Here is a 25,095-nt window from a genome sequence, read left to right as displayed (position 1 = left end):
ATGTTACGTATTGCCGACAAAACGTTTGATTCACATCTGTTCACCGGTACCGGAAAATTTGCGTCATCGCAGCTAATGGTCGAGGCGATTCGCGCCTCCGGCAGCCAACTGGTGACACTGGCAATGAAGCGCGTGGATTTACGTCAGCACAACGACGCTATCCTGGCGCCGCTCATTGAAGCGGGCGTTACGCTGCTGCCCAATACATCCGGGGCGAAAACCGCTGAAGAGGCGATTTTTGCCGCCCAACTGGCGCGCGAAGCACTGGGCACCCACTGGCTGAAATTAGAAATCCACCCGGACGCCCGCTGGCTATTGCCGGACCCGATCGAAACGTTGAAAGCCGCAGAAGCACTGGTGAAACAGGGCTTCGTGGTACTGCCTTACTGTGGCGCAGATCCGGTGCTGTGCAAACGGCTGGAAGAGGTTGGCTGTTCGGCGGTAATGCCGCTCGGCGCGCCCATCGGTTCTAATCAGGGGCTGGAAACCAAAGCGATGCTGGAGATTATTATCCAACAGGCGACCGTGCCGGTTGTGGTTGATGCGGGTATCGGCGTCCCCAGCCACGCCACGCAGGCGCTGGAAATGGGCGCCGACGCGGTGCTGGTCAATACGGCGATTGCCGTGGCGGATGACCCAGTGATGATGGCGACAGCATTCCGTCTGGCGGTTGAAGCAGGCTTGCTGGCTCGCCAGGCGGTACCCGGAAGCAAAAGTTCACAAGCAAGCGCCACCAGCCCATTAACCGGATTCCTGGAGGCTTTCTCATGAAAACGTTCAGCGACCGCTGGCGACAGTTGGACTGGGACGACATCCGCCTGCGCATCAACGGTAAAACCGCCGCTGACGTGGAGCGCGCCCTCAACGCTTCACAGCTTAGCCGCGATGATTTGATGGCACTGCTTTCCCCCGCCGCTGCCGATTATCTGGAGCCGCTGGCGCAGCGGGCGCAGAAGCTCACCCGTCAGCGTTTCGGCAACACCGTTAGTTTTTACGTCCCGCTCTATCTTTCTAATCTTTGCGCCAACGACTGCACCTACTGCGGTTTTTCGATGAGCAACCGTATCAAACGCAAAACGCTGGACGAAGATGAGATACAACGGGAGTGTGCGGCTATCCGTGATCTGGGTTTTGAGCATCTGCTGCTGGTCACCGGTGAACATCAGGCAAAAGTGGGGATGGATTATTTTCGTCACCATTTACCCGCTATTCGCCGCCAGTTTGCCTCATTACAGATGGAGGTACAGCCGTTGTCAGAAGCTGAATATGCGGAGCTGAAGACGCTGGGGCTGGATGGCGTGATGGTGTATCAGGAGAGTTATCATGAAGCGATTTACGCCCACCACCATCTGAAGGGGAAAAAGCAGGATTTCTTCTGGCGACTGGAAACGCCGGACAGGCTGGGCCGCGCCGGGATCGACAAAATCGGTCTTGGCGCGTTAATTGGTTTGTCCGACAGCTGGCGTGTTGATTGCTATATGGTGGCTGAACATCTGTTGTGGATGCAGCAGCATTACTGGCAGAGCCGCTACTCCATCTCCTTCCCTCGCCTGCGCCCATGCACCGGAGGCGTTGAGCCAGCATCGATCATGGATGAGCGACAGTTGGTCCAGACCATTTGCGCGTTTCGTTTACTGGCACCAGAAATTGAGCTGTCGCTTTCTACCCGAGAATCGCCATGGTTTCGTGACCATGTGATCCCGCTGGCGATCAACAATGTCAGCGCCTTCTCAAAAACCCAGCCCGGTGGTTATGCCGATAACCATCCTGAACTGGAACAGTTCTCCCCACATGACGCTCGTCGCCCGGAAGCCGTTGCTGAAGCACTCATGGCGCAGGGATTACAGCCCGTGTGGAAAGACTGGGACAGCTATCTGGGACGCGCTGCCCAGATGCCCTAAGTCCAACGCTATTCAGGACGGGTCAGCATAAACAAAAAAACCCGCTTTCGCGGGTTTTTTCTTCACTGGCACTTAACTGCTCAGGCTCTGGCCTTCATCGCTATCGTAAGCGTTCGTGAAATTATCGGCGTTTACAGCGCGACAACGTTAACAGCAGACGGGCCTTTGGCGCCATTCTCTACGGAGAACTCCACCTTTTGACCTTCGTCTAACGTTTTATAATCGTTACTCTGGATAGCAGAGAAATGCACAAACACGTCCTTGCTACCGTCCTGAGGAGTGATAAAGCCGAAGCCTTTCTCAGAGTTAAACCATTTTACTAAACCAGTCATTTTGTTAGACATAGATACTTCCTTTCATTTTTTTGAGCCGCTTACGCAGCGAAGATGGCCTGTTTTGCAGAAATTAACTTATGGGGCACTTAGGGAGGAGGCTCATGAAGAAGAGTATCTGAGGATAACGCTTGAACTGAGAACTGCTTTACTAAAACTGCTTGCATAAGGTCTGTGTTCCAAACCGATGCCGCTATAGTAGACCTACTTCTAATCATTAAGCAAGCATTAATTTTTTTAATACTCACTGAGTGATGAAATGTTAAACCATCGCGGCTGAGCATCCCGGATAACCGCTTGATCTACAATGAACAAAAGCCCCGACTATTGCAGTCAGGGCTTTAAGTTACTACACACTTCAGATTTAACATTAATAAACTTAACGATTTAATACTGCTGATGGTACTGCTTTAAAATGTACACGTTTACCACAGATAATATTGGATATGGATACTAACTAAAACCTTCCTCTATTTACCGTTAAACACATTCCACCCGCTTGATAATAGAACTCAAGGCTGGTGACCTAAACAAGTACACTTCCCCTCGCGACATATACTCTTTGATGCGTTGCCTTATTTCCCTTGCGATAACCAGAAAAACAGATGTCGCAAACATTTACTATTAAATCATGGCGTTACATCGTCGCGTTTAACTGACTTTTTGCGATTAGTTAAATCAACTACGTGGCCTGAAAGCATTGTCGAAGTGAAAAAATAGTGTTTTCAGCATCGACTATCCCATACAAAAATACTTCGTGGCCTTTATCGCAACCCCCAATAAAGCTCTACTAACACTTACTACGTTAACAGCAAACTACAATTTCTCCGCTGTTAAGTATTAACATACGGGTTTAAAAAAGGCTGTCAATACTGTTTTTTATAACATGTCTTTATTGACAGTAATTATATATTCCCGCATGTGATAAGCGAGTCAAAAAGCCGACGGCCCCGGTCCAGATCGTAGGGTTTTGCCTCTTTTTGTAACCGGTTTCAGAAAAAGTGGTTTTCTTTGTGATGCCTTGCACACAATCGTTGCAAAGCAGTTGTTGTTACAGTTGGCTCGCGATAATTATCAACCCACACATGTTGCTCGAGACTGCTTATGAAAAACATCGTTTTATGCTGTGCCGCCGGAATGTCCACCAGTATGCTGGTGCAAAAGATGAAAGATGCCGCCCAGAAAAAAGGTGTCGACGTCACTATCAAAGCGGTCCCGGTGGCTGAATTTGCAGAGAATATCGCCACTGCGGATATCGTGTTGCTCGGTCCACAGGTTAAGTATGAGCAGGCCAAGCTGCAGGCGCTCGCCGATCCGCTAGGCAAAAAGGTCGCCGTCATCGATATGATGGATTACGGCATGATGAAAGGCGATGCTGTACTGGACAAAGCGCTGAAACTACTGGAGTGATGGCATGGAAGAGTTAGAAACGATCATCATGGAATTATTGGTAAACGCCGGCGCTGCGCGCAGTCAGGCCCTGACGGCGCTACAACTGGCGCGTAAAGGTGATTTCCCGGGTGCAGAACAAGCGATGACGGAATCACGCGAGTACGTTAAACAAGCGCATAAAATCCAGACCCAACTGATCGGAATTGACGAAGGTACCGGCAAGCTACCGGTTAATCTCATCACCGTCCATTCGCAGGATCACCTGATGAACGCGATGGTGATTCAGGATTTGGCGGGAGACATGATTGAGCTTTATCGGCGTTTACCGCCGGTAAATTAATGACATTGCCGGTTGGATTCGTCGCCTCCCAGGCCCGACAAGCACATCGCCATCAGGCATAACATAGACATAAAAAAACCCGCCGAAGCGGGTTTTTTTATTATGGTCAGCAACGATTAATCGTTGTCAGAACCGCCCAGGCCTGCATTCAGCAGTTCTGCCAGGCTGGCAGACGCATCTTCAGCAGTCACCTGCGGAGCAGCCGGCAGTTCGCCCGCTGCGCGACGGCGCATACGATCCTGGTGGTACGCATAACCGGTACCTGCCGGGATCAGACGACCCACGATTACGTTCTCTTTCAGACCGCGCAGTTCATCACGTTTACCTGCAACAGCGGCTTCGGTCAGGACACGCGTGGTTTCCTGGAACGATGCTGCAGAGATGAAGGACTCGGTTGCCAGAGACGCTTTGGTGATACCCAGCAGATCGCGGGAGAACGTTGCACCCACTTTGCCGTTCGCTTCCAGATCGCGGTTGGCAATCTTGACGCGGGAGTATTCAACCTGCTCGCCTTCCAGGAAGTCGGAGCTACCAGCGTTTTCGATGGTGGCTTTACGCAGCATCTGACGAACGATAACTTCGATGTGTTTATCGTTAATCTTAACGCCCTGCAGACGGTATACGTCCTGAACTTCGTTAACAATGTAACGAGTTACAGCATGCACACCACGCAAACGCAGGATGTCGTGCGGCGCTTCCGGACCGTCGGAAACAACGTCACCACGTTCTACACGTTCACCTTCGAACACGTTGAGCTGACGCCATTTCGGAATCATCTCTTCGTATGGTTCGCTACCGTCTACCGGGGTGATAACCAGACGACGTTTACCTTTGGTCTCTTTACCGAAGGAAATGATGCCGCTGATTTCAGCCAGGATTGCCGGCTCTTTCGGACGACGTGCTTCGAACAGGTCCGCAACGCGCGGCAGACCACCGGTGATATCCTTGGTACCGCCTGATTCCTGCGGAACACGCGCCAGGGTGTCACCAGAGCTGATCTGTACGCCATCTTCCAGCTGAACAATTGCTTTACCCGGCAGGAAGTACTGAGCAGGCATATCGGTGCCTGGGATCAGAACGTCGTTGCCCTGAGCATCAACAATTTTCAGTGCCGGACGCAGGTCTTTACCACCCGCAGTACGCTCTGCAGAATCCAGAACCACCAGAGAAGACAGACCGGTCAGCTCGTCGGTCTGACGAGTAATGGTCTGGCCGTCGATCATGTCAGTGAAGCGGACGAAACCACTCACTTCGGTGATAACCGGCATGGTGTGCGGATCCCAGTTCGCTACGGTTTCGCCGCCAGCAACCTGTTCGCCATCACCTTTCGCCATAACGGAGCCGTAAGGCACTTTATAGCTTTCTTTGGTACGACCGAATTCGTCGATCAGTTTCAGTTCGGTGTTACGTGAGGTGATAACCAGTTTACCGCTGGAGTTCACAACCGACTTCGCATTGCTCAGACGGATGCTACCTTTGTTTTTCACCTGGATGCTGGATTCAGCAGCCGCACGAGATGCCGCACCACCGATGTGGAACGTACGCATCGTCAGCTGTGTACCCGGTTCACCGATGGACTGTGCCGCGATAACGCCGATTGCTTCACCTTTGTTGATGATGTGGCCACGCGCCAGGTCACGACCGTAGCAGTGCGCACATACACCAAAGTCGGTGTCACAGGATACAACGGAACGGACTTTAACGGAGTCAACGGAGTTCTCTTCCAGCAGGTCACACCACTGTTCATGCAGCAGCGTGTTGCGTGGAACCAGAATATCCGCGGTGCCCGGCTTCAGAACGTCTTCAGCAGTCACACGACCCAATACGCGATCGCGCAGCGGTTCTTTAACGTCACCACCCTCGATAACCGGGGTCATGGTGATGCCTTCCAGAGTGCCACAATCGTCTTCAGTCACCACCAGATCCTGCGCGACGTCAACCAGACGACGAGTCAGATAACCGGAGTTCGCTGTTTTCAGTGCGGTATCCGCCAGACCTTTACGCGCACCGTGAGTAGAGATGAAGTACTGGAGTACGTTCAGACCTTCACGGAAGTTCGCGGTGATCGGCGTTTCGATGATGGAGCCATCTGGCTTCGCCATCAGACCACGCATACCGGCCAACTGACGAATCTGTGCTGCGGAACCACGCGCACCGGAGTCGGCCATCATGTAGATGCTGTTGAAGGAAACCTGCTGCTCTTCTACGCCGTCACGGTTAATAACGGTTTCAGTTTGCAGGTTATCCATCATCGCTTTGGATACACGATCGTTCGCCGCAGCCCAGATATCGATAACTTTGTTATAGCGTTCGCCTGCGGTTACCAGACCAGACTGGAACTGCTCCTGGATCTCAGCAACTTCAGCTTCTGCTTCAGAGATGATCTCGTGTTTCTTCTCTGGGATGACCATGTCATCAATACCAACAGATGCACCTGAACGCGCTGCATAAGCAAAGCCGGTGTACATTGTCTGGTCAGCGAAGATAACGGTCGGCTTCAGGCCCAGAATGCGGTAACAGGTGTTCAGCATTTTGGAGATTGCTTTCTTGCCCAGCGCCTGGTTGACGATGGAGAAAGGCAGACCTTTCGGTACGATCATCCACAGAATGGCGCGACCAACGGTCGTGTCTTTCAGGCTGGTGTGCGCAACGAATTCGCCGTTTTCATCTTTTTCATATTCAGTGATACGCACTTTAACGCGCGCATGCAGAGAGGCCAGACCTGCGCGATAGATACGCTCAGCTTCTTTCGGGCCAGTCAGCACCATGCCTTCGCCTTTGGCGTTAACACAGTCACGGGTCATGTAGTACAGACCCAATACAACGTCCTGAGACGGAACGATGATAGGTTCGCCGTTCGCCGGAGACAGGATGTTGTTGGTAGACATCATCAGCGCACGCGCTTCGAGCTGGGCTTCCAGCGTCAGCGGTACGTGAACAGCCATCTGGTCACCATCGAAGTCGGCGTTATATGCCGCACAAACCAGCGGGTGAAGCTGGATAGCTTTACCTTCGATCAGTACTGGTTCAAATGCCTGGATACCCAGACGGTGCAGTGTTGGTGCACGGTTCAGCAGTACCGGGTGTTCGCGGATAACTTCGTCCAGGATATCCCAAACGACAGCTTCTTCACGCTCAACCATTTTCTTAGCGGCTTTGATGGTGGTGGCGAGGCCACGCAGTTCCAGCTTGCCGTAGATGAACGGTTTGAACAGTTCCAGTGCCATTTTCTTCGGCAGACCGCACTGATGCAGACGCAGGTATGGACCTACGGTGATTACAGAACGACCGGAGTAGTCAACACGCTTACCGAGCAGGTTCTGACGGAAACGACCCTGTTTACCTTTGATCATGTCGGCCAAAGATTTCAGAGGACGTTTGTTAGAACCGGTGATCGCACGACCGCGACGACCGTTATCCAGCAGGGCGTCAACCGCTTCCTGCAGCATACGTTTTTCGTTGCGTACGATGATGTCCGGCGCAGCCAGATCCAACAGACGTTTCAGACGGTTGTTACGGTTGATAACGCGACGATACAGATCGTTCAGATCCGATGTTGCGAAACGACCACCATCCAGCGGAACCAGCGGACGCAGATCTGGCGGCAGAACCGGCAGAACGGTCAGGATCATCCACTCTGGCTTGTTGCCAGACTGTACGAAGGCTTCCAGCAGTTTGATACGCTTGGTCAGCTTCTTACGCTTGGTTTCGGAGTTGGTTTCGTTCAGCTCTTCGCGCAGAGTTTCACACTCTTGCTCCAGATCCATGCTCTTCAGCAGGGCCTGAATGGCTTCCGCACCCATCTTCGCGTCGAATTCGTCACCGAACTCTTCCAGCGCGTCCAGATACTGCTCTTCAGTCAGGATCTGTTGACGTTCCAGGTTAGTCATACCGCCTTCGATAACAACATAAGATTCGAAGTACAGTACACGTTCGATATCGCGCAGCGGCATATCGAGCAGCAAACCGATACGGGACGGCAGAGATTTCAGGAACCAGATGTGAGCGGTCGGAGACGCCAGCTCGATGTGGCCCATACGCTCACGGCGTACTTTGGTCTGGGTCACTTCAACGCCGCACTTCTCACAGATCACACCACGGTGTTTCAGGCGCTTGTACTTACCGCACAGGCACTCATAGTCTTTTACCGGCCCAAAGATACGGGCGCAGAAAAGGCCGTCACGTTCAGGTTTGAACGTACGGTAGTTGATGGTTTCCGGCTTCTTAACTTCACCGAAAGACCATGAACGGATCATGTCTGGCGAAGCCAGAGCAATTTTGATCGCATCAAACTCTTCGGTTTTAGTCTGCGCTTTCAGAAACTTTAATAAATCTTTCACGGATTTGCTCCCGTCGGAGTTAGCACAATCTGGCGCTGGCTGTTACGCCAGCACCAGTGACCTGTTTGATCGAGAGTTACTCGTCTTCCAGCTCGATGTTGATACCCAGCGAACGAATCTCTTTCAACAGTACGTTGAAGGATTCTGGCATGCCTGGTTCCATCTGATGGTTGCCGTCCACGATGTTTTTATACATCTTAGTACGACCGTTCACGTCATCAGACTTAACGGTGAGCATTTCCTGCAGGGTGTATGCCGCGCCGTATGCTTCAAGCGCCCATACTTCCATCTCCCCGAAGCGCTGACCACCGAACTGCGCCTTACCACCCAGCGGCTGCTGAGTAACCAGGCTGTAAGAACCGGTAGAACGCGCATGCATCTTGTCATCAACCAGGTGGTTCAGTTTCAGCATGTACATGTAGCCAACGGTAACCTGGCGCTCGAACTGCTCACCGGTACGACCGTCGAACAGTGTGATCTGACCGGAAGTCGGCAGGCCACCCAGCTGTAACAGTTCCTTGATTTCAGACTCTTTCGCACCGTCGAATACCGGCGTTGCGATCGGCATACCTTTTTTCAGGTTTTCAGCCAGACGCAGAACTTCTTCATCGCTGAAGGTATTCAGGTCAACTTTCTGACGAACATCTGAACCCAGATCGTAAGCACGCTGGATGAATTCGCGCAGTTTCGCGACTTCTTGCTGCTGTTTCAGCATGGCGTTGATCTTATCGCCGATACCTTTAGCAGCCATACCCAGGTGGGTTTCAAGGATCTGACCGATGTTCATACGCGATGGTACGCCCAGCGGGTTCAGAACGATATCTACCGGCGTACCGTTAGCATCGTGTGGCATATCTTCGATCGGGTTGATCTTAGAGATTACACCCTTGTTACCGTGACGACCTGCCATCTTATCACCAGGCTGGATCCGACGTTTAACCGCCAGATAAACCTTAACAATCTTCAGCACACCCGGTGCCAGATCGTCGCCCTGAGTGATTTTACGGCGTTTCGCTTCGAGTTTTTTCTCGAACTCGTGTTTCAGTTCGTCGTACTGCTCAGCCAGTTGTTCCAGCTGATTCTGTTTCTCTTCGTCGGTCAGGCCGAGTTCTAACCAGCGGTCACGCGGCAGTTTGTCGAGCTTCTCAGCTTCAACACCACCGGAAACCAGCACAGCGTAGATACGGCTGAACAGGCCAGCTTCGAGGATCTGCAGTTCTTCAGACAGGTCTTTTTTCGCCTGCTTCAGCTGCATCTCTTCGATTTCCAGCGCACGTTTGTCTTTTTCTACGCCATCGCGAGTAAAGACCTGAACGTCGATAATCGTACCGGAAACACCGTTTGGCACGCGCAGAGAAGAGTCTTTAACGTCAGACGCTTTCTCACCGAAGATCGCACGCAGCAGCTTCTCTTCTGGCGTCAGTTGGGTTTCACCTTTCGGCGTTACCTTACCAACCAGAATGTCGCCACCGGTCACTTCCGCACCGATATAAACGATACCGGATTCATCCAGTTTGGAGAGCGCAGCTTCACCCACGTTCGGGATGTCAGCGGTGATCTCTTCTGGCCCCAGCTTGGTGTCACGGGACACACATGCCAGTTCCTGAATGTGGATGGTGGTGAAACGATCTTCCTGGACAACACGCTCGGATACGAGGATGGAGTCTTCGAAGTTGTAACCATTCCATGGCATGAATGCCACGCGCATGTTCTGACCCAGCGCCAGTTCACCGAGGTCGGTGGACGGACCGTCAGCCAGCACATCACCACGTTCAACCGGCTCGCCCAGAGATACGCAAGGCATCTGGTTGATACAGGTGTTCTGGTTAGAACGGGTGTATTTGGTCAGGTTATAGATGTCTATACCCGCTTCGCCCGGATACATCTCGTCTTCGTTAACTTTGATAACGATACGGGATGCGTCAACGTACTGTACGGTACCGCCACGTTTAGCAACTGCAGTAACACCGGAGTCAACGGCAACAGCACGTTCCATACCGGTACCAACCAGCGGCTTATCAGCACGCAGAGTCGGAACCGCCTGACGTTGCATGTTCGCACCCATCAATGCACGGTTGGCGTCATCGTGTTCCAGGAACGGGATCAGGGACGCACCGACGGATACCACCTGCTGGGTGGATACGTCCATGTAGTCAACCTGGTCACGGCTGAACAAGCTGGATTCGCCTTTGCTACGGCAGGTAACCAAATCTTCTACAAAGTGGCCTTCGTCATCCAGGTTGGAGTTCGCCTGAGCGATAACGTAGTTGCCTTCTTCGATAGCAGACAGGTAATGAATTTCGTCAGTTACAACACCGTCGGTCACTTTACGGTACGGAGTCTCGAGGAAGCCGTATTCGTTAGTCTGGGCGTACACGGACAGGGAGTTGATCAGACCGATGTTCGGACCTTCAGGCGTTTCGATTGGACATACGCGACCGTAGTGAGTCGGGTGTACGTCTCGAACTTCGAAGCCTGCGCGCTCACGGGTCAGACCGCCCGGGCCGAGTGCAGAGATACGACGTTTGTGCGTAATCTCAGACAGCGGGTTGTTCTGGTCCATAAACTGAGACAGCTGGCTGGAACCAAAGAACTCTTTCACTGCTGCAGAAATCGGCTTGGCGTTGATCATATCCTGAGGCATCAGGGTATCCAGATCGCCCAGAGACAGACGCTCTTTCACCGCACGCTCAACACGTACCAGGCCAACGCGGAACTGGTTTTCCGCCATTTCGCCTACGGAACGGATACGACGGTTGCCGAGGTGGTCGATATCATCGACTTCGCCCTTACCGTTACGGATATCGATGAGCTTCTTCATCACTTCGATGATGTCGTCTTTGCTCAGGATACCGGAACCTTCGATTTCGTCGCGCAGCAGAGAACGGTTGAACTTCATACGACCAACCGCAGACAGGTCATAGCGGTCTTCGGAGAAGAACAGGTTCTCGAACAGGCTTTCAGCAGCTTCACGAGTCGGCGGCTCACCAGGGCGCATCATGCGGTAGATTTCTACCAGCGCGCTCAGACGATCGTTGGTTGGGTCGACGCGTACAGTTTCTGAAATGTACGGACCGTGGTCCAGATCGTTAGTGAACAACGTTTCGATACGCTTGTGACCAGACTGGCTCAGCTTAGCCAGCAGATCCAGGCTCAGCTCCATGTTAGCTGCGCAGATCAGCTCGCCGGTAGATTCGTCAACGTAGTCTTTAGCCGCAACTTTGCCAGCAATGTATTCAACCGGAACTTCGATATGTTTGATATCGTCTTTTTCCAGTTGGCGAATGTGGCGCGCAGTGATGCGACGGCCTTTTTCGACGTAGACTTTGCCGTTAGCTTCAATGTCAAAGGAGGCGGTTTCACCACGCAGGCGTTCCGGCACCAGTTCCATCTGCAGCTTGTTGTCACGAATTTCGAAAACAACTTTCTCAAAGAACAGGTCAAGGATCTGCTCAGTGGTGTAGTTCAGCGCACGCAGAATAATGGTCGCAGGCAGTTTGCGGCGACGGTCAATACGTACGAACAGGTTGTCCTTCGGATCGAATTCGAAGTCCAGCCAGGAACCACGGTAAGGAATGATGCGCGCGTTATACAGCACTTTACCCGAAGAGTGGGTTTTACCTTTGTCGGAGTCAAAGAAGACGCCAGGACTACGGTGCAGCTGAGAAACGATAACACGCTCAGTACCGTTGATAACAAAGGTACCGTTGTCGGTCATGAGCGGAATTTCGCCCATGTAGACTTCTTGTTCTTTAATGTCTTTTACGGTGCCTTCCGGCGCTTCGCGCTCGTAGATCACCAGACGCAGTTTTACGCGCAGCGGTGCGGAATAGGTCACGCCACGGATCTGACATTCCTGAACGTCAAACACCGGTTCGCCAAGACGGTAGCTGACGTATTGCAGCTCGGAATTACCGCTGTAGCTCTGAATCGGGAAAACGGAACGGAAAGCTGCTTCCAGACCATACTGCCCTTCAGGATCTTGCTCGATGAACTTCTGAAACGAGTCAAGCTGGATAGAAAGGAGATAAGGTATGTCCAACACTTGTGGACGTTTACCAAAATCCTTACGAATACGTTTTTTCTCGGTATAGGAGTAAACCATTAGGGTTCCTCAGCTCGCTGACAAGTCGACCCATCTGTCCGACGAAGGGACAGTTTGTGCAACACTATTTTGTTGACCGGAAAATCGAATACTTTCCGCAATGCCTGTTGCTATCACGCTTAAACCATTTCATTGCGATTTACACAGAACTGACGCTCTGTCGCAGTATATTAAGACGTCGATAGAAACAAGCATTGAAAGGCACAGCAGTAGTCAAACAGTGTGAAATGCTACTGGCGCCTTACAGCGCAAAAAGGCTGGTGACTAAAAAGTCACCAGCCATCAGCCTAATTTCTTAGGCTGCAACCAGAAAAGTTGGCTTATTTAACTTCAACTTCAGCGCCAGCTTCTTCCAGAGATTTTTTCAGTGCTTCTGCGTCGTCTTTGCTCACGCCTTCTTTCAGCGCAGCCGGTGCAGATTCTACCAGGTCTTTAGCTTCTTTCAGACCCAGGCCAGTTGCGCCACGTACTGCTTTGATAACAGCAACTTTGTTAGCGCCAGCAGCTTTCAGAATTACGTCGAATTCAGTTTTTTCTTCAGCAGCTTCAGCCGGGCCTGCAGCTACAGCTACAGCAGCAGCAGCAGAAACACCGAATTTTTCTTCCATTGCAGAAATCAGTTCTACAACGTCCATTACGGACATAGTGGATACTGCTTCAATGATTTGATCTTTAGTGATAGACATTTAAATTGTTCCTGAAAATCAGAATAAGTTTATACGTAAGCAGATGCTTGAGAAAGATAACTGCGATTAAGCAGCTTCTTTCGCATCGCGTACAGCAGCCAGAGTACGAACCAGTTTGCCAGCCGAAGCTTCTTTCATGGTTGCCATCAGGCGTGCAATTGCTTCTTCGTAGGTCGGCAGAGTTGCCAGGCGATCGATATTCGATGCCGTAATCAACTCACCTTCAAAGGCTGCGGCTTTGACCTCAAATTTTGCATTCGCTTTCGCGAACTCTTTGAACAGACGAGCAGCAGCGCCCGGGTGTTCCATAGAGTATGCAATCAGGGTCGGACCAACAAACGTGTCTTTCAGGCACTCGAACTGAGTACCTTCAACGACGCGGCGCAGCAGGGTGTTACGAACAACACGCATGTATACGCCAGCTTCACGACCTGCTTTACGCAGTTCAGTCATTTTATCTACAGTTACGCCACGGGAATCCGCAACTACTGCAGACAGCGCGCCTTTGGCTACTTCGCTGACTTCAGCAACAATCGCTTGTTTGTCTTGAAGATTTAAAGCCATTAGCTTTGCTCCTGGATGTTTGCCGGAACTCATGTTCCGGAACTCACTTCACTCCCCCCAACGGAGAGAGCGTCTAAATACGGTGAGCAGAAACAAGCCAGAGTATCAGAAATAATCTTAGCGTTCTGTCACCGTCTACGCAGGGCATTAAGTTTCTTACGAAACACCTGCGGTCTTCGACGGAGGCCTGGATAGGCCAGGCTCCAACGAACAAATCTTGTCTATCTGTCGCTATTCAATCTGTGCCGGCGTTGACTGCCTTCGTTCACACCAGCCACATAGTTGACTATGCTCTCGGCGATTCACTCAGTTGTCGCCTTGCCACAGCCTGAATATCTCGGATATACGTCTGCAATTAGCAGAAACGTGGGGGTAAGATTGTAGACAAAATCACCGCCCACGTAAAGGCGAATATTAGTTCGCCACAGTCGCAGTCAGACCGGACTGATCAACGGCAACACCAGCACCCATGGTGGTGGAGATGCTAACTTTCTTGATGTACACGCCTTTTGCCTGAGTCGGTTTTGCTTTTTTCAGCGCAACCAGCAGAGCTTCCAGGTTTTCTTTCAGTTTGTCAGCGTCAAAATCCACTTTACCGATGGTGGTGTGGATGATGCCGTTTTTGTCGTTACGGTAACGAACCTGACCAGCTTTAGCGTTCTTAACTGCTTCAGCAACGTTAGGAGTTACAGTACCAACTTTCGGGTTTGGCATCAGGCCGCGCGGACCCAGAACCTGACCCAGCTGGCCAACAACGCGCATTGCATCCGGGGAAGCAATAACAACGTCAAAGTTCATTTCGCCTTTCTTGATCTGTTCAGCCAGATCTTCCATACCTACCAGCTCAGCGCCTGCAGCTTTAGCAGCTTCAGCGTTTGCGCCCTGGGTAAATACGGCTACGCGAACGGAACGGCCAGTACCGTGCGGCAGTACAGTTGCACCACGTACGTTCTGGTCAGATTTACGAGCGTCGATGCCGAGGTTAACAGCAACGTCCACGCTTTCTACGAATTTAGCAGTGGCCAGCTCTTTCAGCAGAGCAATAGCTTCGTTGATGTCGTACTGCTTAGTAGCATCAACTTTGTCACGGATCACGGACATGCGCTTGGTCAGTTTAGCCATTTCTTAGTCCTCCACTACCAGGCCCATGGAACGTGCAGTACCTTCAATGGAGCGAGTCATCGCTTCAATGTCGGAACCAGTCATGTCGGCAGCTTTGGTCTGCGCGATTTCCTGCAGCTGAGCGCGGGAAATTTTACCCACTTTGTCTTTGTTCGGCTTGCCGGAACCAGACTTGATACCAGCCGCTTTCTTCAGCAGAACTGCTGCCGGAGGCGTTTTGGTAACGAAAGTGAAAGAACGGTCAGCGTAAACGGTGATAACAACCGGGATCGGCAGACCTTTTTCCATGGAATCAGTTTTAGCGTTGAACGCTTTGCAGAATTCCATGATGTTCACGCCTTGTTGACCCAGTGCTGGACCTACCGGCGGACTCGGGTTAGCCATACCAGCTGCAACCTGCAGCTTGACATAGGCTTGGACTTTCTTAGCCATTCTAAATTCCTCTGATTGGGTTATAGCGCCTCAAGGAGGCTCCCCGTGATTAAATTCGTTTTACGGACAGGATCCATAAAAACAAAAGGCGCGAAATTGTATTCCAATCTCGCGCCTTGTGCAACGATTAAATCGTCGCTTTTTTGATCGGCGTATTAGGCTTTTTCAACCTGAGCGAAGTCCAGTTCAACCGGAGTCGCACGACCGAAGATAGATACGGAAACTTTCAGACGAGACTTCTCGTAGTCCACTTCTTCAACCACGCCATTAAAGTCAGCGAACGGACCGTCGCTAACGCGAACCATTTCACCTGGCTCAAACATCGTTTTCGGACGCGGCTTATCGCCAACCTGCTGCAGACGGTTCATGATCGCATCAACTTCTTTGTCGCTGATCGGCGCCGGACGGTCAGAAGTACCGCCGATAAAGCCCATCACACGCGGCACGCTACGCACCAGGTGCCAGCTTGCGTCATTCATCACCATCTGGACCAGTACATAGCCCGGGAAGAATTTACGTTCGCTCTTGCGACGCTGGCCACCACGGATTTCGACCACTTCTTCAGTCGGAACCATGACTTCGCCAAACAGCTCTTCCATATTTTGTAACTTGATATATTCGCGCAGCGACGTGGCTACGCGGCCTTCAAAACCGGAAAACGCCTGAACGACGTACCAGCGCTTTTTAGGGGCTTCAGACATCTTAGAACCTCAGGCCAGTGATAAAGGATACCAGGCGAACCAGAATACCATCCAGTCCCCACAGGATCAGTGACATTACTGCGGTAACCGCAGCCACAATTAATGTGGTGTGCAATGTTTCCTGGCGAGTTGGCCAAATGACCTTACGGACTTCGGTTCTCGCTTCACGGGCAAAAGCAACGGTCGCTTTACCTTTTGTTGTCAACAGCGCGACACCACCCGCTGCGGCAATCAGAATCACTACGGCCAGCGCACGCAGCGGCAGCATCATGTCACGATAGAGGTAGTTGCCAACGATAGCTACAAGCAGCAATACAGCGACAACAACCCACTTCATCGCTTCCAGGCCGCGCCCGCTTCCTTGAGCTTCGGTATTCGCACTCATAAACCAACCTGTCAGAAGTATTCTACAAACATTTTCACCCCGCGTAAGCGAGGCAATCCAAACCGAAATGCTCTGGTGCGTTTCGGACTAAACGCCCTCTTCAGAGCCTGTCTCAGCAATGATTATGACAAAAAAAATCACTGATGAGCCAGGTTCTGGTGTGAAAGCGTGCAAAAAGGGCATCAAATGATGCCCTTTTATTGCGCATTGCGTCAAATGTTATTCGGCAATTAGCTCATTACTTTGGCAACAACGCCCGCACCAACAGTACGGCCGCCTTCACGGATTGCGAAACGCAGACCGTCGTCCATCGCGATTGGGTGGATCAGGGTAACAACCATTTTGATGTTGTCGCCCGGCATTACCATCTCAACGCCTTCCGGCAGTTCGATGGTACCAGTCACGTCAGTAGTACGGAAGTAGAACTGCGGACGGTAGCCTTTGAAGAACGGAGTATGACGGCCGCCTTCGTCTTTGGACAGAATGTACACTTCAGATTCGAACTTGGTGTGCGGCTTGATAGAGCCCGGCTTAGCCAGTACCTGACCACGTTCGATTTCTTCACGTTTGATACCACGCAGCAGAACACCAACGTTCTCACCAGCACGGCCTTCGTCCAGCAGTTTGCGGAACATTTCAACGCCGGTACAAGTAGACTTAGCAGTGTCCTTGATACCAACGATTTCAACTTCTTCACCAACTTTGATGATACCGCGCTCTACACGACCGGTAACAACGGTACCACGACCGGAGATGGAGAATACGTCTTCGATAGGCAGCAGGAACGGCTTGTCAATCGCACGCTCTGGTTCTGGGATGTAAGAATCCAGGAAGCCAGCCAGTTCGATGATTTTCGCTTCCCACTCTGCGTCGCCTTCCAGCGCTTTCAGAGCAGAACCACGAACGATCGGAGTGTCGTCGCCCGGGAAATCGTACTGAGACAGAAGTTCACGAACTTCCATTTCTACCAGTTCCAGCAGCTCTTCGTCATCAACCATGTCGCATTTGTTCAGGAACACGATGATGTACGGAACGCCTACCTGACGACCCAGCAGGATGTGCTCACGAGTCTGCGGCATCGGGCCGTCAGTCGCAGCAACAACCAGGATCGCGCCGTCCATCTGCGCAGCACCGGTGATCATGTTTTTAACATAGTCGGCGTGGCCCGGGCAGTCTACGTGTGCGTAGTGGCGAGTCGGGGTGTCATATTCAACGTGAGAAGTGTTGATGGTGATACCACGTGCTTTTTCTTCCGGCGCGTTATCGATCTGATCGAATGCGCGAGCAGCACCGCCGTAGGTTTTAGCCAGTACGGTAGTGATTGCAGCGGTCAGCGTTGTTTTACCATGGTCAACGTGGCCGATAGTACCGACGTTAACGTGCGGTTTAGTACGTTCAAATTTTTCTTTAGACATCGATTGTCCCTCTAAGACACGGATAAATCGGTGATATCACCACATCAACCAGGCAATATGCCTGAGCTGTTGAATGCTTTTAAAAGTAAACAGAGAGAAACGGGAAGGAGAAGTGAAGTGGTGCTGATACCCAGAGTCGAACTGGGGACCTCACCCTTACCAAGGGTGCGCTCTACCAACTGAGCCATATCAGCACGTCTGGAGCGGGCAGCGGGAATCGAACCCGCATCATCAGCTTGGAAGGCTGAGGTAATAGCCATTATACGATGCCCGCATCCTGAAACTCGGCTACCCAGTTCTTTCTGTAACAAAAAAGAGATTTCTCTCTTTTCTGTTCGAGCTGATTAATTTTTTAACCAACTCAGGCGGCGATAACGCTGCCAGAAAGTGGTGGTGGGGGAAGGATTCGAACCTTCGAAGTCTGTGACGGCAGATTTACAGTCTGCTCCCTTTGGCCGCTCGGGAACCCCACCGGACTTGATGGTGCCGACTACCGGAATCGAACTGGTGACCTACTGATTACAAGTCAGTTGCTCTACCTACTGAGCTAAGTCGGCATCAAGTAGCGCGCATTTTATGGAGACATGCGCACTCATGCAACTAAAAAATTGCATAAAATGTTCTATCGCTCACATTTTGCACTATACGACCGATAAATAATCTATTTCCTCTTTAGATTGGACAAATTTCCAACGCCAGGCGCGTTCCCTGAGGGGCATTTTGCTCCGGCACGCAGTAATCAATAGAGAGAAAGTGCATCTTTATACATCTGGAATAGCCGTCACATTGCGTTTCAGGGGAAGATTTTTTCTTATTATTCCCTCCCATCTGGTGTTACCCTCCTGCCCATTGTCCAAATTAACTGAAATGTGCGTGCCATTGCGTACCGGGGATGATTTCGTTTTTTACCGCAGACCTGATATAGCAATGACAGCCAGACCATGCGTATGAGTATAAAAGAGCAAGCGTTAACGTCGCCTTACCTACAGTTTGATCGCAACCAGTGGGCTGCGCTTCGTGATTCCGTGCCGATGACCCTGACCGAGGAAGAGATTGCTCGTCTGAAAGGCATTAACGAAGACTTATCGCTGGAAGAAGTTGCCGAGATTTATTTGCCTCTATCGCGTTTGCTAAATTTTTACATCAGTTCGAACCTGCGACGTCAGGCTGTGCTGGAACAATTTTTAGGCACCAACGGCGAACGTATTCCTTATATTATTAGCATTGCTGGTAGCGTCGCTGTCGGCAAAAGTACAACTGCGCGTGTATTGCAGGCGCTGCTGAGTCGCTGGCCCGAGCATCGTAAGGTTGAGCTGATTACTACCGATGGTTTTCTTCATCCGAACCAGGTATTGAAAGAACGTGGGCTCATGAAGAAGAAAGGCTTCCCTCAGTCCTATGATATGCACCGTCTGGTTAAATTCGTTTCCGATCTGAAGTCTGGCGTCCCCAACGTTACGGCGCCGGTCTATTCTCATTTGATCTATGATGTGATCCCTGACGGTGACAAAACCGTTGCCCAGCCCGACATATTAATCCTCGAAGGGCTCAATGTATTACAAAGCGGGATGGACTATCCTCACGATCCACATCATGTATTTGTTTCTGACTTTGTCGACTTTTCTATTTATGTTGATGCGCCAGAAGAATTACTCCAGACGTGGTATATCAACCGCTTCCTGAAATTCCGCGAAGGGGCATTTACCAACCCAGACTCTTATTTCCATAACTATGCGAAATTGTCGGAAGACGAGGCAATCAACACCGCCACATCGCTTTGGAAAGAAATTAACTGGCTGAATTTAAAGCAGAATATTTTACCGACGCGTGAAAGAGCCAGCTTGATTATGACCAAAAGCGCCAATCATGCCGTTGAGCAAGTCAGGCTGCGTAAATAAATAAAAAAGGGGAGCCTCAGCTCCCCTTCTTATTATTCAGCACTTCTCAGCGATATTTCCCCACCCATCCAGGGTTTTATCACGCCATTTTGTTCAAGTAGTAATGCGCCTTGCGCATCTATTCCACGAGATATACCAAATATTTCTTTATCGCCAATAATGAGTTTTACCGGACGGTCGATAAAGTTGTCCAGCTTCTTCCAGCGGGACAGATACGGCGCCAGGCCCTCATGCTCAAACAGTATCAGGGCAGCGCGCAGCTCGCGGATCAACCGGGCAGCCAGAGTATTGCGGTCAATGTTAATACCCGCTTCCTGCAGGTTAATCCAGCCTTGATTAACCACATTCTCTTCAACCCGACGCATAGACATATTAATACCCGCGCCAATAACAATTTGCGCGGCATCGCCTGTCTTACCAGTGAGTTCAACCAGAATCCCTGCCAGTTTACGGTCGAGTAAATAGAGATCGTTGGGCCATTTTACACGGACTTTATCCGCACCCAGATCGCGCAAAACCTCAGCCATGACAATACCAATCACCAGGCTCAGGCCAATCGCGGCTGCCGGTCCTTGTTCCAGTCGCCAGAACATTGAAAGGTACAGATTGGCGCCAAAGGGAGAAAACCATTTACGTCCACGACGACCACGACCTGCATGCTGATACTCAGCGACGCAGGCATCCCCTGACTGCAGTTGACCAATTCGGTCCATCAGGTACTGATTGGTTGAATCGATAACTGGCAGGACCGTTATATTCCCGCCATCCAGTTGAGAATAAATACGCGATGAATCTAAAAGCTGGATAGGCTCAGGTAAGCTGTATCCTTTACCAGGGACCGTAAAGACATCAACCCCCCAGTCACGTAGCGTCTGGACATGTTTATTAATTGCCGCACGGCTCATTCCCAGCTTTTCGCCGAGTTGCTCACCGGAGTGAAATTCGCCATCGGCCAATAATGAAATAAGCGTCAGGGGGACGGTATTATCCTTCATGCAACGATCTCCACGGCATTCACTTCACCCTGCGGACCAATAAACCGGACTTCTGGCTCGAGCCAGACATTGAATTTCTCACCGACTTTTTGGCGTACGTGATGTGCAAGTTGCACCACATCCTGACTCGTCGCATGCTCTGCATTGATCAGCACGAGTGCCTGCTGCTGATGTACCGCTGCGCCACCAATGCGCATACCTTTTAGCTGGCACTGATCGATAAGCCAGCCAGCTGCCAGTTTCACAGAACCATCGGCCTGCGGGTAATGAGGCGCTGTAGGGAATTTTGCCAGGAGCTCCTGCGCAATATCTGCGGTGACAACCGGGTTTTTAAAGAAGCTTCCTGCATTACCGTTCACTTTTGGATCGGGCAGCTTTGTCGTGCGCATATGGCAAACAGAGTCAAAAACCTGCTGAGGTGTCACGGTGGCAGGATCCAGACGCGTCAGGTCACCGTAAGTCAAAACAGGCTGCCACTGTTTAGGCAAGCGCAGACCAACGGCGACAATAGCGAAACGATCCTGGTACTCATGCTTGAAGATGCTGTCACGGTAACCAAATCGACATTCTGCAGCGTTAACGCGCAGATGTTTGCCGGTCGAAAGCTCTACGCAGTCTACGTATTCACAGACGCGCTGCAGCTCTACGCCATAGGCACCAATATTCTGGATTGGCGATGAACCCACGCAGCCGGGGATAAGCGCCAAATTTTCCAGGCCAGGCATGTTGTGTTCCAACGTATAGCGCACCAACTGATGCCAGTTTTCACCCGCGCCTACGTGTAAATGCCACGCATCAGGTTGTTCAGTAATCTCTATCCCCTTGATACGGTTGACGATCACCGTTCCATGGAAGGTATCAAGAAACAGGACGTTACTCCCCTCGCCCAGGATCAGTACTGGATGATGTGATGCCTTGGCTGATTGCCAGGCATTCAATAATTGTTGCTCATTTTCGGCGCAGACAAGTTCGTTGGCTTGTTGATCGATGCCGAAGGTATTCCAGGCTTTAAGGGAGTGATTCATAGACGCTTTCCTGATGCAAAATCGCGCTTAGTTTACCGCATATGCCGCAGGATGGCTTGTGTTATGGAGGCTCAGGAACCACAGATAAAACAAAAGGCCCGGTCTTTCGACCGGGCCTTTCGCTTTTATTTGATGCCTGGCAGTTCCCTACTCTCGCATGGGGAGACCCCACACTACCATCGGCGCTACGGCGTTTCACTTCTGAGTTCGGCATGGGGTCAGGTGGGACCACCGCGCTACAGCCGCCAGGCAAATTCTTTGTGCTCTGTCCTGTGTCTTTTGGGCTGATACTGCGTTGGCTGCACTTGCGAACGTCAGTCACATACCAATGTATGCTCCTTTCGTCGCTTCACTTGCCGCCTTGTCTCAGCGCAAAATCCTTCGGACTTACTAATCTGTAATCTAAGCTGAAAATCTTCTCAAATCCGCCAAAACATCTTCGGCGTTGTAAGGTTAAGCCTCACGGTTCATTAGTATCGGTTAGCTCAATGTATCGCTACACTTACACACCCGACCTATCAACGTCATAGTCTTTAACGTTCCTTCAGGAGACTTATAGTCTCAGGGAGAACTCATCTCGGGGCAAGTTTCGTGCTTAGATGCTTTCAGCACTTATCTCTTCCGCATTTAGCTACCGGGCAATGCCATTGGCATGACAACCCGAACACCAGTGATGCGTCCACTCCGGTCCTCTCGTACTAGGAGCAGCCCCCCTCAATTCTCCAGCGCCCACGGCAGATAGGGACCGAACTGTCTCACGACGTTCTAAACCCAGCTCGCGTACCACTTTAAATGGCGAACAGCCATACCCTTGGGACCTACTTCAGCCCCAGGATGTGATGAGCCGACATCGAGGTGCCAAACACCGCCGTCGATATGAACTCTTGGGCGGTATCAGCCTGTTATCCCCGGAGTACCTTTTATCCGTTGAGCGATGGCCCTTCCATTCAGAACCACCGGATCACTAAGACCTGCTTTCGCACCTGCTCGAGCCGTCACTCTCGCAGTCAAGCTAGCTTATGCCTTTGCACTAACCTCCTGATGTCCGACCAGGATTAGCTAACCTTCGTGCTCCTCCGTTACTCTTTAGGAGGAGACCGCCCCAGTCAAACTACCCACCAGACACTGTCCGCAACCCGGATTACGGGTCTACGTTAGAACACCAGCCATTAAAGGGTGGTATTTCAAGGTTGGCTCCACGCAGACTGGCGTCCACGCTTCAAAGCCTCCCACCTATCCTACACATCAAGGACCAGTGTTCAGTGTCAAGCTATAGTAAAGGTTCACGGGGTCTTTCCGTCTTGCCGCGGGTACACTGCATCTTCACAGCGAGTTCAATTTCACTGAGTCTCGGGTGGAGACAGCCTGGCCATCATTACGCCATTCGTGCAGGTCGGAACTTACCCGACAAGGAATTTCGCTACCTTAGGACCGTTATAGTTACGGCCGCCGTTTACCGGGGCTTCGATCAAGAGCTTCTCCTTACGGATAACCCCATCAATTAACCTTCCGGCACCGGGCAGGCGTCACACCGTATACGTCCACTTTCGTGTTTGCACAGTGCTGTGTTTTTAATAAACAGTTGCAGCCAGCTGGTATCTTCGACTGATTTCAGCTCCATGAGCAAGTCACTTCACCTACCATCAGCGTGCCTTCTCCCGAAGTTACGGCACCATTTTGCCTAGTTCCTTCACCCGAGTTCTCTCAAGCGCCTTGGTATTCTCTACCTGACCACCTGTGTCGGTTTGGGGTACGATTTTGTGTTACCTGATGCTTAGAGGCTTTTCCTGGAAGCAGGGCATTTGTTACTTCAGCACCGTAGTGCCTCGTCATCACACCTCAGCGTTAACAGTGTTCCGGATTTACCTAAAACACCCGCCTACATGCTTAAACCGGGACAACCGTCGCCCGGCTAACATAGCCTTCTCCGTCCCCCCTTCGCAGTAACACCAAGTACAGGAATATTAACCTGTTTCCCATCGACTACGCCTTTCGGCCTCGCCTTAGGGGTCGACTCACCCTGCCCCGATTAACGTTGGACAGGAACCCTTGGTCTTCCGGCGTGCGGGTTTTTCACCCGCATTATCGTTACTTATGTCAGCATTCGCACTTCTGATACCTCCAGCATGCCTCACAGCACACCTTCAACGGCTTACAGAACGCTCCCCTACCCAACAACGCATAAGCGTCGCTGCCGCAGCTTCGGTGCATGGTTTAGCCCCGTTACATCTTCCGCGCAGGCCGACTCGACCAGTGAGCTATTACGCTTTCTTTAAATGATGGCTGCTTCTAAGCCAACATCCTGGCTGTCTGTGCCTTCCCACATCGTTTCCCACTTAACCATGACTTTGGGACCTTAGCTGGCGGTCTGGGTTGTTTCCCTCTTCACGACGGACGTTAGCACCCGCCGTGTGTCTCCCGTGATAACATTCTTCGGTATTCGCAGTTTGCATCGGGTTGGTAAGTCGGGATGACCCCCTAGCCGAAACAGTGCTCTACCCCCGAAGATGAGTTCACGAGGCGCTACCTAAATAGCTTTCGGGGAGAACCAGCTATCTCCCGGTTTGATTGGCCTTTCACCCCCAGCCACAAGTCATCCGCTAATTTTTCAACATTAGTCGGTTCGGTCCTCCAGTTAGTGTTACCCAACCTTCAACCTGCCCATGGCTAGATCACCGGGTTTCGGGTCTATACCCTGCAACTTAACGCCCAGTTAAGACTCGGTTTCCCTTCGGCTCCCCTATACGGTTAACCTTGCTACAGAATATAAGTCGCTGACCCATTATACAAAAGGTACGCAGTCACACCCCAAAGGGTGCTCCCACTGCTTGTACGTACACGGTTTCAGGTTCTTTTTCACTCCCCTCGCCGGGGTTCTTTTCGCCTTTCCCTCACGGTACTGGTTCACTATCGGTCAGTCAGGAGTATTTAGCCTTGGAGGATGGTCCCCCCATATTCAGACAGGATACCACGTGTCCCGCCCTACTCTTCGAGTTCACAACACATGCACTTTTGTGTACGGGGCTATCACCCTGTATCGCCGGACTTTCCAGACCGTTCCACTAACACACATGCTGATTCAGACTCTGGGCTGCTCCCCGTTCGCTCGCCGCTACTGGGGGAATCTCGGTTGATTTCTTTTCCTCGGGGTACTTAGATGTTTCAGTTCCCCCGGTTCGCTTCATTACGCTATGTATTCACGTAATGATAGTGTGACGGATCACACTGGGTTTCCCCATTCGGAAATCGCCGGTTATAACGGTTCATATCACCTTACCGACGCTTATCGCAGATTAGCACGTCCTTCATCGCCTCTGACTGCCAGGGCATCCACCGTGTACGCTTAGTCGCTTAACCTCACAACCCGAAGATGTTTCACTTCTGATTGCGAAAATTTGAGAGACTCGAACACACCATTTTTCATTTCTTATTACGGAGAAATGAAACAGTGTGTCGTTTCAA

At 51.3% G+C, this 25,095-nt stretch carries 17 protein-coding genes, 4 tRNA genes, 2 rRNA genes and 1 pseudogene; 6 read left to right on the top strand and 18 right to left on the bottom strand.

From position 1 onward, the window contains the following. Both thiG and thiH read left to right on the top strand, forming a co-directional pair. On the top strand, positions 1–771 hold the full coding sequence (thiG, locus tag LA337_23800; GenBank protein ID UBI16123.1) for a thiazole synthase: 771 nt from the start codon (positions 1–3) through the stop codon (positions 769–771). Continuing rightward, positions 768–1,901: a 2-iminoacetate synthase ThiH gene (gene thiH / locus LA337_23795; protein UBI16122.1), complete on the top strand. Its 1,134-nt coding sequence runs from the start codon at positions 768–770 to the stop codon at positions 1,899–1,901. The genes thiG and thiH overlap by 4 nt, the downstream gene beginning before the upstream one ends. Positions 1,902–2,032: 131 nt before the next feature. Here thiH and LA337_23790 read toward each other — a convergent pair whose 3' ends face one another. Next, positions 2,033–2,245, bottom strand: coding sequence for a cold-shock protein (locus tag LA337_23790; GenBank protein UBI16121.1), 213 nt, complete (start codon positions 2,243–2,245; stop codon positions 2,033–2,035). A 1,092-nt stretch (positions 2,246–3,337) separates the two neighbouring features. Here LA337_23790 and LA337_23785 point away from each other — a divergent pair. Together LA337_23785 and LA337_23780 are read left to right on the top strand one after the other, a co-directional pair. Further along, positions 3,338–3,643, top strand: a complete 306-nt coding sequence (locus tag LA337_23785) for a PTS sugar transporter subunit IIB (GenBank protein ID UBI16120.1) — start codon at positions 3,338–3,340, stop codon at positions 3,641–3,643. Positions 3,644–3,647: 4 nt separating this feature from the next. After that, positions 3,648–3,965 carry a PTS lactose/cellobiose transporter subunit IIA gene (locus LA337_23780; GenBank protein UBI16119.1) on the top strand — a complete coding sequence of 106 codons (318 nt, stop codon included), beginning with the start codon at positions 3,648–3,650 and terminating at the stop codon, positions 3,963–3,965. A 116-nt stretch (positions 3,966–4,081) separates the two neighbouring features. On the opposite strand, the gene rpoC is transcribed toward LA337_23780, so the two are convergent. The 13 genes from rpoC to LA337_23715 all read right to left on the bottom strand — a co-directional run bounded on the left by rpoC (position 4,082) and on the right by LA337_23715 (position 18,272). Beyond that, positions 4,082–8,305, bottom strand: coding sequence for a DNA-directed RNA polymerase subunit beta' (rpoC, locus tag LA337_23775; protein UBI16118.1), 4,224 nt, complete (start codon positions 8,303–8,305; stop codon positions 4,082–4,084). Between the two features lie 76 nt (positions 8,306–8,381). Then, entirely contained in the window at positions 8,382–12,410 is a 4,029-nt protein-coding gene (gene rpoB / locus LA337_23770) for a DNA-directed RNA polymerase subunit beta (GenBank protein ID UBI16117.1), read from the bottom strand. A 320-nt stretch (positions 12,411–12,730) separates the two neighbouring features. Further along, positions 12,731–13,096, bottom strand: coding sequence for a 50S ribosomal protein L7/L12 (gene rplL, locus LA337_23765; GenBank protein UBI16116.1), 366 nt, complete (start codon positions 13,094–13,096; stop codon positions 12,731–12,733). Between the two features lie 66 nt (positions 13,097–13,162). Continuing rightward, entirely contained in the window at positions 13,163–13,660 is a 498-nt protein-coding gene (rplJ, locus tag LA337_23760; protein ID UBI16115.1) for a 50S ribosomal protein L10, read from the bottom strand. 414 nt (positions 13,661–14,074) lie between these two features. After that, a complete protein-coding gene (gene rplA / locus LA337_23755; GenBank protein ID UBI16114.1) occupies positions 14,075–14,782 on the bottom strand; it encodes a 50S ribosomal protein L1 in 708 nt (235 codons plus the stop codon). A 3-nt stretch (positions 14,783–14,785) separates the two neighbouring features. Continuing rightward, complete coding sequence (gene rplK, locus LA337_23750) at positions 14,786–15,214, bottom strand: 50S ribosomal protein L11 (GenBank protein ID UBI16113.1); 429 nt, start codon at positions 15,212–15,214, stop codon at positions 14,786–14,788. A gap of 155 nt (positions 15,215–15,369) precedes the next feature. After that, positions 15,370–15,915 (bottom strand): transcription termination/antitermination protein NusG, encoded by a 546-nt coding sequence (nusG, locus tag LA337_23745; protein ID UBI16112.1) that lies wholly within the window; start codon positions 15,913–15,915, stop codon positions 15,370–15,372. Between the two features lies 1 nt (position 15,916). Next, complete coding sequence (gene secE / locus LA337_23740; GenBank protein UBI16111.1) at positions 15,917–16,300, bottom strand: preprotein translocase subunit SecE; 384 nt, start codon at positions 16,298–16,300, stop codon at positions 15,917–15,919. 230 nt (positions 16,301–16,530) lie between these two features. Continuing rightward, a complete protein-coding gene (tuf, locus tag LA337_23735; GenBank protein ID UBI16110.1) occupies positions 16,531–17,715 on the bottom strand; it encodes an elongation factor Tu in 1,185 nt (394 codons plus the stop codon). 118 nt (positions 17,716–17,833) lie between these two features. Beyond that, positions 17,834–17,909 (bottom strand) — tRNA-Thr (locus tag LA337_23730). Positions 17,910–17,914: 5 nt separating this feature from the next. Further along, positions 17,915–17,989, bottom strand: a tRNA-Gly gene (locus LA337_23725). Positions 17,990–18,103: 114 nt separating this feature from the next. Then, positions 18,104–18,188: transfer RNA gene (locus LA337_23720), tRNA-Tyr, on the bottom strand. A gap of 8 nt (positions 18,189–18,196) precedes the next feature. Further along, positions 18,197–18,272 (bottom strand) — tRNA-Thr (locus tag LA337_23715). Positions 18,273–18,291: 19 nt separating this feature from the next. Between LA337_23715 and LA337_23710 the strand changes: the two are divergent. Together LA337_23710 and coaA are read left to right on the top strand one after the other, a co-directional pair. Beyond that, positions 18,292–18,360, top strand: a pseudogene (locus tag LA337_23710) (hypothetical protein). A 302-nt stretch (positions 18,361–18,662) separates the two neighbouring features. Further along, positions 18,663–19,613 (top strand): type I pantothenate kinase, encoded by a 951-nt coding sequence (gene coaA, locus LA337_23705; GenBank protein UBI18546.1) that lies wholly within the window; start codon positions 18,663–18,665, stop codon positions 19,611–19,613. 32 nt (positions 19,614–19,645) lie between these two features. Here the strand turns inward: coaA and birA are convergent, their stop codons facing one another. The 4 genes from birA to LA337_23685 all read right to left on the bottom strand — a co-directional run bounded on the left by birA (position 19,646) and on the right by LA337_23685 (position 24,990). Continuing rightward, on the bottom strand, positions 19,646–20,608 hold the full coding sequence (gene birA / locus LA337_23700; protein ID UBI16109.1) for a bifunctional biotin--[acetyl-CoA-carboxylase] ligase/biotin operon repressor BirA: 963 nt from the start codon (positions 20,606–20,608) through the stop codon (positions 19,646–19,648). Next, positions 20,605–21,633, bottom strand: a complete 1,029-nt coding sequence (gene murB / locus LA337_23695) for a UDP-N-acetylmuramate dehydrogenase (protein ID UBI16108.1) — start codon at positions 21,631–21,633, stop codon at positions 20,605–20,607. The genes birA and murB overlap by 4 nt, the downstream gene beginning before the upstream one ends. Positions 21,634–21,767: 134 nt before the next feature. Continuing rightward, positions 21,768–21,883 (bottom strand): 5S ribosomal RNA (rrf, locus tag LA337_23690). Between the two features lie 199 nt (positions 21,884–22,082). Next, positions 22,083–24,990 (bottom strand): 23S ribosomal RNA (locus LA337_23685). Positions 24,991–25,095 lie beyond the last annotated feature (105 nt).

The organism is Citrobacter europaeus (genome assembly GCA_020099315.1).
In the GTDB taxonomy this organism is placed as follows: Bacteria; Pseudomonadota; Gammaproteobacteria; order Enterobacterales; family Enterobacteriaceae; genus Citrobacter; species Citrobacter europaeus.
The sequence above is the reverse complement of the archived record's forward strand: the minus strand, read 5'-3'. Positions and strand labels throughout refer to the sequence as shown.